Here is an 11,687-nt window from a genome sequence, read left to right as displayed (position 1 = left end):
TAAATCAAACCCCAAACCGAGCCGGAAACTCCAATCTTCAAAAGCAAAAATAGTCTCAAATCATTCGACGACGGACATGTTCAGCGACCTGCTGTTGTTTCAACGACAGTTGTTCCTGGAGGTTCAATTTTAGCGCAGGATTCAGCTGATCCTCGATATGTACGATTTCCTCGTTCAGCGTTCGAAGTCGCTTTCGGAGTTCTCCAACCTTAGCTCGATGAACTTCTTCCTGCTTTTCAATAAGTTGGTCGAAATCTAGGGCCCCGTCTGCTACCTCGGTGGGAACATGGGTGAAGATAACGGATCGAAGCTCATTTTCGAAGGCATTGGACGTGCCCATGACGTGTTCGTTGCACAGGGCTTCGAAACGCCCCTGTGGGATATACTTCACTAACTCGACGCGCTCTGCAGACGGGTTGTCGCTCAGAACCATCGAACCGGGCTCTCCAGCAAGCCAGTTCAATGTTCCCTGGAAATGGTGCGCTGGCTCACCGTTCTTTCCACGGAACCGTTTGGCTTGAAGGAAGGAAAAGTGCTTCTGCTGTTGTGAATTCCCAAGCAAGGCGATCACATCTGCTAGTGCACTTTTGCCGCTACCCTTATTCCCGATGATTGCAACCAGGTCATGATTCAAATTCAATTCAACGCCATCGAGCCAATCTTCTGCGAAAGTGCTGGTCGATACTTTTTTAATCGCGATCTTGTCTATGTAAAAGGTTTTTAGGGAGTTAACCAAGTCTAGCTTGGGCGGCATTGCGCCAATGAATGACCGTTTCGCAGGTTCGCGAATTGCCTGCAAAAGTCCTTCCCACGTGGGGTCAGCTTTGATCCACGTCTTTTTATTTGAGGGAAAGTCGCCATATCCGCGCTGGTTGTTATCGCCTGCAACGCCGCGAAAACGATGAGAGTCGCTGCCTGAGACTGCCAGCCTAGGCACATTTTGCAACGCTGTTTGAAAGGCCGCAAACCAGCTTTTGTTTCCGGGAGTTTGAACACCCGCGAAGGCAGCCCAATGATCGTGGTCGCGCGCCTCGAAAATTGGCGATGTTTCGAAGAGGCTTAGCGAATACGCGTAATGGTCATTGCGATCAATCTTGGTCAAACCGTCATTCGTCGAAAATGGCATAAACCCAACCGCCATTCCGTCAGGGACCTTACGTATTGCCTCCTTGTACGCATCGCAGTTTATCTCACCAATAGTGTAGCCCGCTTTGCGCGCTATCGTTTCATCCGCTTCAACGTCAGCTTTCTTAAAGCCGTGGTGAGCGAGTTTTTCCGGAGATGCACGGCGTGCGTAGTCTGCAAGCGCCACGTCCGATAAGGGGCGATTAATTAGCTCCAGCTTCTGAGCGGAAAGGAAATCTCGGAGGTGTTGATCTTCGATTTTATCAGAGAAAACGACATGCGCGTTTAACCTGCCGCGCATCGGAGCAGACAAACGAAGCTCTATTCCCGGAAAGACTGTTTTTTCGAGTCTGGGAGCCGCCGGATCCTTCAATCTCCGCTTTAGGGCGAACCATCCATCGAACGTGAAGTAATCCATAAACGCGAATACTTGCGGTTGCGCTTCATTTAGGGCGACGATTAGATCGTCGATAATTCCATTATTATGGACATCATCGCCCGGTATAAATCGCACACCTTCCCAGTGAAATGAGGCTGGCGTATGAATATGAAGATCCCACAGTCTCCACTCGGAACCGCGCGGGTACGTAGTATTCGCAAGCATAATTTTCGTCTATCCAAGCCCGAGATTTTTGACTGAAGCTACATCGGCCACGTTTTTTGGTCTACTGGCTGTGCCCGATTTTCAACATATAAGGGAAGGCAGCTTACACATCTGCTTCAATCATGAGTGGTGATCATCTGTGTTCGGTAGAGGCAGGATCCTTGCGAAGTCTGAAACGGCGGGATTTCCTCAGTTTCTTCGCTGATATGAAGAGTTGGACGTCTGTCAGCGAATTAGGCGTACGCGACGCACTTTGCTCCGGTGATCGATAACAACAAGGATAATAATGGGAAACTTTGATCTATTCCGCTTAATTTCTCGAAGTGGACAAATCAAATTCAACGAAATGCCCATACCAAGGCGCAGGAGGACAAACCAAGGTGGCGCTTACAAGCAGAACATTTCCCCATCCCGCACGAACTTGTGTAATTTTTGACGTTTACGGAAACGTCAAAGTAGTTTAGCTTCTGCTCTGAATTGACTGGTCGTGCGCAGAATCCGTGATACGGTTGGTCAAAAGGCGGCAAAAATGGTTGTTTTTCGCAGAAAATCGTCCTTTTTGTTGCAACATGCGCGCTGTCACAGCGTTTCGCTATAATGTGGCATGCAGGCATGAAACGCGGTTACGGGCTCGTTCCAGCCATCGCGGAACGGCTCAGGTGGTGAATTTGGAGGATTTCTATGCCGAGCTATCGCGCGCCAGTTGAGGATACCAATTTCGTTCTCAACGACGTTCTGAATTATCAGCGCTACAACAACCTGCCGGGCTTTGCCGACGCGTCGCCCGATGTCGTCGAGGCAATCCTGTCTGAAGGCGCGAAGCTCGCCGAAGGCACCCTGTTCCCGGTCAATCAGACCGCTGATCGCGAAGGCTGCAAGCGTCATTCGGACGGTTCGGTGACGACGCCGAAGGGCTACAAGCAGGCTTATGATCTGTATCGTGAAGGCGGCTGGCTTGGTCTCGCTGTGCCCGAACAATATGGCGGACAGGGGCTTCCCTATCTCCTGCACACGGCTGTCGGCGAATATATGTCGTCGGCCAATATGGCGCTCACCATGTATCCGGGCCTGACACAGGGCGCGATTGCCGCGATCCTGACCCACGGCACCGATGAGCAGAAGGATACCTATCTGCCGAAGATGGTGGAAGGCACCTGGACCGGCACGATGAACCTGACCGAACCGCATTGCGGTACGGATCTGGGCCTGCTGCGCACTAGTGCTGCGCCACAGGGCGACGGCTCCTACAAGATTTCCGGCCAGAAGATTTTCATCTCGGCTGGCGAACATGACATGTCGGAAAACATCATCCATCTGGTGCTGGCCCGCATCGACGGTGCGCCCGAGGGTGTGAAGGGCATTTCGCTGTTTATCGTGCCGAAGTTCATTCTCGATGAAAACGGCAATCCGGGCGCGCGCAACGGCGTTTCCTGTGGGTCTATCGAAGAGAAGATGGGCATTCACGGCAACGCCACCTGCGTCATGAATTATGACGATGCAACCGGCTATCTGATCGGCGAGGCGCATAAGGGCCTGCGCGCCATGTTCACCATGATGAACGAAGCGCGTCTCGGCGTGGCATTGCAGGGGCTTTCGATTGCCGAAACCGCCTATCAGAATGCCGCGATCTATGCTCGCGAGCGTATTCAGGGCCGCGCCCTTTCCGGCGCGAAAGAGCCGGAAAAGAAGGCCGACCCGATTATCGTGCATCCGGATATCCGTCGCAACCTGATGACGATCCGCGCTTTCAACGAGGCAGGCCGCGCGCTCATCCTGTGGACGGCGCTGAATTCCGATATTGCGCATCGTTCCGGCGACGAGGCCGAGCGTCAGGCCGCCGATGATCTGGTCGGCCTGCTGACACCGGTGCTGAAAGGCGTTCTGACCGACAAGGGTTTTGAACATGCCGTCATGGCGCAGCAGGTGTTCGGCGGTCACGGCTATATCGAAGAACACGGCATGAGCCAATATGTGCGCGATGCGCGTATCGCGATGATCTATGAGGGTGCGAACGGCATTCAGGCGCTCGATCTGGTCGGTCGCAAGCTGGCGCTGAATGGCGGTCGTGCGGTCACGACCTTCTTCAAGGAAGCCGGCGAGTTCTGCGAAGCCAATCGCGACAACGAGAAGCTGTCCTTTTTCACCAAGCATCTGAAGAAGGGCCTCAACGATCTTCAGGCCGCCACCATGTGGCTGATGCAGAACGCCATGGCGAAGCCCGACAATGCCGGTGCAGCCTCCAATGACTATATGCACCTTTTCGGTCTGGTTGCGCTGGGCCTGATGTGGGGCCGCATGGCCAAGGTCGCCGAGGAAAAGCTGGCGGCAGGTGAAGGCAACAAGGCTTACCTTGAAGCCAAGCTTGTCACTGCCCGGTACTATTTCGAGCGTATCATGCCGGAAAGTGCCGCCCATCTGGCGCGCATCCAGTCGGGTGCGGATAGCATGATGGCGCTGCCTGCGGATGCGTTCTGATTTTCTGCCGATATTTTAAAGGTTAGGCCGGGTTCTTCGGACCCGGCGGGAAGGAGAAAAAATGGCTGAGGCTTATATTTACGATCACGTGCGGACGCCGCGCGGCCGCGGCAAGAAGGACGGGTCCTTGCATGAAGTGCCTGCCGTACGTCTGGGCGCAAAGGTTCTGGAATCCCTGCGCGACCGCAACAACATCGATACCGCCAAGGTCGATGACATTATTTTTGGCTGTGTCGATCCGGTTGGCGAAGCCGGTGCGGTCATTCCGCGCTCTGCTGCTTTCGAAGCCGGATACGACTTCAAGGCCCCGGGCATCCAGATTTCGCGCTTCTGCGCTTCGGGTCTCGATGCCATTAATCTGGCGGCTGCCAAGGTTGCCTTCGGCGCCGATGATCTGGTGATAGCGGGCGGCGTTGAAAGCATGTCGCGCGTGGGTATGGGCATGTCGGGCGGCGCGTGGTACATGGATCCATCGGTTGGCTTCCCGGGCTATTTCATGCCGCAGGGCGTTTCCGCCGATCTGATCGCCACGAAATACGGTTTCAGCCGCGACGACGTCGATGCCTATGCTGTCGAAAGCCAGAAGCGCGCCGGCAAGTCGTGGGAAAAGGGTTATTTCAAGAATTCGGTCATTGCGATCAAGGATCAGAACGGCCTGACCATTCTCGACCATGACGAGCATATGCGCCCGACGACCGACATGCAGGCGCTGGGCCAGTTGAACCCGTCCTTCGTGATGCCGGGCGAAATGGGCGGCTTCAATGCTGTCGGCATTCAGGCGCATCCGGAAATCGAAACGGTCAATCACGTTCACCATGCCGGGAATTCATCGGGTATCGTCGATGGCGCAGCGGGCGTTCTGGTTGGCTCCAAGAAGGCTGGCAAGGCGTTCGACATCAAGCCGCGCGCCCGTATCCGCGCTTTCGCCAATATCGGCTCCGACCCGGCGCTGATGCTGACCGGCCCGGTCGATGTGACGGAAAAACTGCTCAAGCAGGCAAAGCTGAAGATTTCGGATATCGACCTGTTCGAACTCAACGAAGCCTTCGCCGCTGTGGTGCTGCGCTATATGCAGGCTTTCGACATTCCGCACGACAAGATCAACGTCAATGGCGGCGCGATTGCCATGGGCCATCCGCTCGGCGCAACCGGCGCGATGATCCTCGGTACGGTGCTGGATGAGCTGGAACGCCGCGATCTCAACACCGCGCTGGTGACCTTGTGCATTGGTGCTGGCATGGGCACGGCGACGATCATCGAGCGCGTATAAGGGCGAGGGAGGTTTTTACGAATGGCTTACACGAATTTCAAAGTTGAGACCGACGCCGACGGCATTGCCCTCGTCACCTGGGACATGCCTGAAAAGTCGATGAATGTTTTCACCGTCGAGGCGATGCAGGAACTGAACGCCATCATCGACGCGGTGGTTGCCGATGACAAGATCAAGGGCGTGGTCATCACGTCCGGCAAGGAAAGCTTCTCCGGTGGCGCCGACCTGACCATGCTGGAAGGCATGTTCAAGGAGTTTCAGAAGCAGAAGGCCAAGGACCCACAAGGCGCGGTCCAGACCCTGTTCGACAATGTCGGCAAAATGAGCGGCCTTTTCCGCAAGCTTGAAACCTGCGGCAAGCCTTGGGTTTCGGCCATCAACGGCACCTGCATGGGCGGTGCGTTTGAAATGTCGCTCGCCTGCCATGCCCGCGTGGCATCCGATGCTCCGGGCGTGAAGATGGCCCTGCCGGAAGTGAAAGTCGGCCTGTTTCCGGGCGCTGGCGGTACACAGCGCGTTCCGCGCCTTGCCAACCAGCAGGATGCGCTTCAGATGATGACGACCGGTTCCAGCCTGACGGCGCAACGCGCCAAGGCTATGGGTCTCGTCACCGAGATCGCTCCGGCCAAGAAGCTGGTCGAAACAGCCAAGAAGCTCATCAAGGGCGGCCTCAAGCCGGTTCAGCCCTGGGATGAAAAGGGCTTCAAGCTGCCGGGCGGCGCGATCTATTCGGCTGCTGGTGCGAACCTTTGGCCTGCTGCAACGGCAATCCTGCGTCGCGAAACGTCCGGCAATTATCCGGCGGCACTCGCTATCCTGAAGTCGGTTTATGAAGGCCTTCTGGTTCCTTTCGATACCGGTCTCAAGATTGAGCAGCGCTACTTTACCGAAATTCTCCAGACGACCGAAGCGGGCATGATGATCCGCTCGCTGTTCGTGTCGTTGCAGGAACTGAACAAGGGCGCGCGCCGCCCGGCGGATGAAAAGCCGACCAAGCTCAAGAAAATCGGCGTCATCGGCGCTGGTTTCATGGGGGCGGGCATTGCTTATGTGACCGCCAAGGCCGGCATTCCGGTGGTGCTGATCGACCGCGATCAGGAAGCCGCCGACAAGGGTAAGGCGCATACCGCCGATCTCGTCACCAAGGAAATGCAGAAGGGCCGCGCTACTGAGGCCGACAAGGAAAAGCTTCTGTCGCTCATCACCGCGACGCCGGATTATGCCGAACTCGACGGTGCCGATCTGGTGATCGAAGCCGTGTTCGAAGACCGCGAAGTCAAGCGTGTCGCGACCGAGAAGGCCGAGGAAGTGCTGAAGTCTTCCGCGATCTTCGCATCCAACACTTCGACCCTGCCGATCAGCGGTCTTGCCAAGGTATCGAAGCGTCCGAAGAATTTCATCGGCATCCACTTCTTCTCGCCGGTCGACAAGATGATGCTGGTGGAAGTGATCCTCGGCAAGAAGACCTCCGACAAGGCATTGGCCGTAGCCCTCGATTACGTGCGTGCAATCAAGAAGACGCCGATTGTCGTCAACGACACGCGTGGCTTCTACGTCAATCGCTGCGTGCTGCGCTATATGTCGGAAGCCTACAACATGCTTGTTGAAGGTGTTCCGGCTGCGATGATCGAGAATGCCGCCCGCATGGCCGGCATGCCGGTTGGCCCGCTTGCGCTCAACGACGAGACGGCCATCGACCTGTCGCAGAAGATCCTCAAGGCAACCCTTGCCGATCTTGGTGAAAAGGCTGTCGATCCGCGCCATGTGGAACTGGTGGACAAGCTCGTCAACGAGTTCGACCGCAAGGGCCGCAAGAACGGTAAGGGATTCTACGATTATCCGGCAAAGCCCGCCAAGAAGCATCTGTGGCCGGGCCTCAAGGATCTCTATCAGCAGCAGAATCCTGACAAGATCGATGTGAAGGAGCTGAAGGAACGCTTCCTCGTCACCATCGCTCTGGAAGCTGCCCGCGTGATGGAAGAAGGCATCGTCACCGATCCGCGTGAAGCGGATGTCGGCTCCATCCTTGCCTTCGGTTTTGCGCCTTATACAGGGGGTACGCTGTCCTATATCGATGGCATGGGCGCGAAGAAATTCGTCAAGCTCGCCAAGGACTTGCAGAAGAAATACGGCCAGCAGTTCAAGGCGCCGAAGCTTCTGCTCGACATGGCCGAGAACGGCGAAAGCTTCTATCAGCGCTTCAACCCGTACAAGACGGAAACGAAGAAGGCAGCGTAAGCTCCCTCCTTCGCAAAATCATCAGGCGCGGCATGTTTCATGCCGCGCTTTTTGTTTGCGTGATCCGCTTTTGCTGAAATGACATAGCCTGAAAATAAGAAAATTTTCCCTGTTAATTCAGCCGTCTTGCGTAATTATAGCTTTTTCGGTAGGTTGAAGCCGAAGATGGGACGGAAATTAGGTTTAAAATCCTTTGAAGCATATCTTTCCTGATGGGGACTGTTCAGGAAGATATGTTGGAACCTACGTGGCGGATCATGACTATGTTTTCTCACGAGAGCGTGTGGGCGGCCATCGATGCCCTGGCTGAACGTCATTCCCTGAGTGCGTCCGGGCTGGCGCGTCGGGCAGGGCTGGACCCAACGACCTTTAACAAATCCAAGCGCTATGCTTCCGACGGGCGCGCGCGCTGGCCTTCGACGGAATCGCTCGCCAAGGTGATGGAGGCAACCGGCTCGACCTTCGATGAGTTCACGCGGCTCATTCAGGGCGAAAACCGCACGCCGCAATTCGGCGAATATACGCAGGACATGCAGTCGATCCCGTTGCTCGGCATGGCCGAAGCCGGTGCGGGCGGCTATTTCGACGATGCCGGTTTCCCGGCGGGGCAAGGCTGGGACATTGTGGAATTTCCCGCCGGATCGGGGGAAAGTGTGTATGCGCTGGAGGTTTCGGGTGACTCGATGTTGCCCCTTTATCGTGATGGCGATACGCTGATCGTTGCACCCAATACCGCCATTCGCCGGGGCGATCGCGTGGTGGTGCGAACGAAAGACGGAGAAGTGATGGCCAAGATCCTGCATCGCCAGACGCCGCGAACCATTGAGCTTCACTCGCTCAATCCCGAACATCCGAACCGCATCTTCGAGTCGAAGGATATCGAATGGGTCGCCCGCATTTTGTGGGCGAGCCAGTAATGGCGCAATCGCAGGACAGAAGCCATGCGCGCGCCGTTTTCGGCGGTCTGGCTGGCATAACAGGCGCAGTTCTGGTCGCAGCCTTCGTGGCGCCGTTCTATGGCGCGCTGGATCGACCTGTCGTCATCAATTCCGGTGACACGCAGACCGGCTCCGGTACGGGCAACGGCATCGTTGTCGAACAGTTTGACTATAATGAACCGGGAACACCGCCTGAAACGGGCAATGCACCGGAGGGGACCTCACCGCAGCCGGGCGAGGGCGCACCCGCTGAAGGGCAGTCACCTGCATCGCCGGAAAACGGCACGGCTAACGATCAATCCAGTGAAAGTGACATGCAACGCGAGGCACCGCGTCCGCCGCTGAGCGATCTTGGTCTTGCATCCACACCCAAGCCGCCAGAGCCACCTGCACCGGCTACACCTGTCGATGCGGGCGAACAGATGCAGCTTTTGCAGCGCCCTGTCGCGGTGGCCGCCGGACGGCTGGAAAGTCAGGGCCGCATGATCGAACTGCAGGGCATCGAAATCGTTCCCGTCGAACAGACATGCCAGACAGCTTCCGGCGAAAGCTGGCCATGCGGCATGCAGGCGCGCACTGCCTTCCGGCAATGGCTGCGCTCTCGTGCCGTCATGTGCCGCCTGCCTGAAAACGACAGCGGTGCGGCAGTCGCAACCGAGTGCACGCTGGGCAATGAAGATGCAGCCGCATGGCTCGTCGCCAATGGCTGGGCGAAGGCTGTTCCGGGCGGTGCCTATGACGAAGCGGGCCGCAAGGCCGTGGAGGCTCGCCTCGGTATCTTCGGCGACAAGCCTGATACGTCGCTGCCCAATCCGGAGCCGGATAGCGGCAATATGATGGATAATCCTTCGCCGCTGGCCCCTGAAACGGAGCCGCAGCCGTCTTCGCCGTCCCCACAGACGCAGGGTGATTTTCCGCCCGCGCCGCCCGCACAATAGAGCGGCCGAATTGAGAGCATTTCCAGCAAAAGTGCGTAGCGCCTACGCGGGGAAATCAGTCCACTGGACTGATTTCTGATCCCGCTTCGATGCGTCGGACAATGCGTCGAAACAAATAGTTAGAGCGGTTCCGGCAACTCCGTTTGAACTGGGACTGCTCTAAATCAAACCATCATCCCGTTCTGGGCGGCAACCAAGCCTTATCCTGAGCCGGTGCGAAGCAGCGTGTCAAAGGGTCGGGCCGAAGGGTCGGGCTTGTGCTTTCTGAACTCTCGTCCTTCGATCCTTCGACAGGCTCAGGATGAGGGTGTCGGTACAAAACAATAAGGGCGGCTCGAAGCCGCCCTTATTGTTTGAATTCATTGGTCTGGGTTAGAGCATGTCTTGATGTCTACGCCAGTTCGCCAGCCAATGCCTTTTTGATTAGCGCGCGGGTTTCGTCGACGCCGTAAAGTGCGACGAAAGAGCCGAAGCGCGGTCCGCGTTCCTGGCCGATCAGCACTTCATAGAGCATCTGGAAGAAGGAAACCGAAACACCGGGACCGCCTTCCGGGCTCTTCTTGGTGTGATCCTGATAACGCTCGATGGCACGGGCAACATCGAGAATGGCATTCTGGATGTCGTTGCCATCGCTGCCGGCAGGCAGCGTTGCAAGCTTGGCATCCAGCGCTTCGAGCGCTGCGCGCTCTACATCGTCAGGCGCGCGGAACTGCTTGGTCGGCTTCACGAAATCGTTGAAGTAACGGATCGCATAGCCGACGAGCGCGTCGAGTTCCGGGTTGTTTTCCGGCGTGACGCCCGGCACATGGCGTGAGATGAAGCCCCACAGCACAGCCGGATTTTCGGCATTCGATGCACTGACCAGATTGAGCATCAGCGCGAAGGTGACCGGCAGGTTCACCTTCGGCGGATTGCCGTAATGAATGTGCCAGACCGGATTGTTCAGCCGGTCCTTCCATTCCTGACGCTCATAGGCCGAGAGATAGGTGAAATATTCGTCCACCGCCTTCGGAATGACATCGAAATAGAGACGCTTGGCGGTCTTCGGCTTCTGGAAGTTGTAGAGCGCAAGGCTTTCGGTCGGCGCATAGGCCAGCCATTCATCGATGGAAATGCCGTTGCCCTTGGATTTGGAAATCTTCTGGCCAAGCTGGTCGAGGAACAGTTCGTAGACGAAATGTTCCGGTGCGCGACCGCCGAGGATTTCGCAAATGCGGTCATAAACGCCCGCATTGGTCTGGTGGTCCTTGCCGAACATTTCGAAATCGACGCCGAGCGCTGCCCAGCGCATGCCGAAATCCGGCTTCCACTGCAGCTTCACCTTGCCGCCTGTGACGGACAGGGTGGTTTCAACGCCGTCTTCATCGTCGAACGTGATGGTGCCAGCCTTGGCATCCACGCTCTTCATCGGCACGTAAAGCACGCGGCCGGACTTCGGCGAGATCGGCAGGAACGGGCTGTAGGTAGCCTGACGCTCTTCGCCGAGTGTCGGCAGCATGACCTTCATGATGTCATCATAGCGCTCGACGGCCTTGAGAAGCACGGCGTCGAACTTGCCGGACTTGTAATACTCGGTCGCGCTGGCGAATTCGTAATCGAAGCCGAAAGTGTCGAGGAAGCGGCACAGCATGGCGTTGTTGTGATCCGCAAAGCTCTTGTAGTCGCCGCCGAACGGGTTCGGAACGGTCGAAAGCGGCATTTGCAGATAGGGCTCAAGAGCTGCCTTGTCCGGCACATTGTCCGGAATCTTGCGCATGCCGTCGAGATCGTCCGAAAAGCAGATCAGGCGCGTCTTGACCTTGTCTTCGGTCAGGATGCGGAAGGCATGGCGCACCATCGAGGTGCGCGCCACTTCGCCGAACGTGCCGATATGCGGCAGGCCGGAAGGACCATAGCCGGTCTCGAAGATCACTGTCTCCGGCAGGCCGGTCTTTGCATAGCGCTTGAGGATTTTCTTCGCTTCTTCAAAAGGCCATGCTTTCGCTTCCGCAGCCGCCACGGTCAGTTCCGGGGTCAGCGTGATTTCGGGAAGGCGGTGCGAGGTCATGGTTCAATCCTGTGAAGGGGGCTACTCGTTAAAACTTACGCGCAAGGGAGGC

7 protein-coding genes are annotated in these 11,687 nt (G+C 56.8%); 5 read left to right on the top strand and 2 right to left on the bottom strand.

The features are described from left to right. Window positions 1-55: 55 nt before the first annotated feature. Window positions 56-1,729: a hypothetical protein gene (locus HWX93_RS19500; protein WP_176038406.1), complete on the bottom strand. Its 1,674-nt coding sequence runs from the start codon at window positions 1,727-1,729 to the stop codon at window positions 56-58. Between the two features lie 681 nt (window positions 1,730-2,410). On the opposite strand from HWX93_RS19500, the gene HWX93_RS19495 reads away from it, so the two are divergent. From HWX93_RS19495 to HWX93_RS19475, 5 genes are all read left to right on the top strand, one after another. Further along, complete coding sequence (locus HWX93_RS19495; protein WP_176038405.1) at window positions 2,411-4,204, top strand: acyl-CoA dehydrogenase C-terminal domain-containing protein; 1,794 nt, start codon at window positions 2,411-2,413, stop codon at window positions 4,202-4,204. Between the two features lie 61 nt (window positions 4,205-4,265). After that, window positions 4,266-5,474 (top strand): acetyl-CoA C-acetyltransferase, encoded by a 1,209-nt coding sequence (locus HWX93_RS19490; RefSeq protein ID WP_176038404.1) that lies wholly within the window; start codon window positions 4,266-4,268, stop codon window positions 5,472-5,474. 21 nt (window positions 5,475-5,495) lie between these two features. Beyond that, window positions 5,496-7,712, top strand: a complete 2,217-nt coding sequence (locus HWX93_RS19485) for an FAD-dependent oxidoreductase (protein WP_176038403.1) — start codon at window positions 5,496-5,498, stop codon at window positions 7,710-7,712. Window positions 7,713-7,975: 263 nt separating this feature from the next. Continuing rightward, a complete protein-coding gene (locus HWX93_RS19480; RefSeq protein ID WP_176038408.1) occupies window positions 7,976-8,629 on the top strand; it encodes a S24 family peptidase in 654 nt (217 codons plus the stop codon). After that, on the top strand, window positions 8,629-9,588 hold the full coding sequence (locus tag HWX93_RS19475) for a thermonuclease family protein (protein ID WP_176038409.1): 960 nt from the start codon (window positions 8,629-8,631) through the stop codon (window positions 9,586-9,588). The genes HWX93_RS19480 and HWX93_RS19475 overlap by 1 nt, the downstream gene beginning before the upstream one ends. 391 nt (window positions 9,589-9,979) lie before the next feature. Here HWX93_RS19475 and HWX93_RS19470 read toward each other — a convergent pair whose 3' ends face one another. Then, entirely contained in the window at window positions 9,980-11,635 is a 1,656-nt protein-coding gene (locus tag HWX93_RS19470) for a lysine--tRNA ligase (RefSeq protein WP_176038402.1), read from the bottom strand. Window positions 11,636-11,687: the final 52 nt, after the last annotated feature.

The organism is Brucella tritici (genome assembly GCF_902825325.1).
In the GTDB taxonomy this organism is placed as follows: Bacteria; Pseudomonadota; Alphaproteobacteria; order Rhizobiales; family Rhizobiaceae; genus Brucella.
Note: the sequence above shows the minus strand (reverse complement) of the source record. Positions and strands in the feature narration are given on the sequence as shown.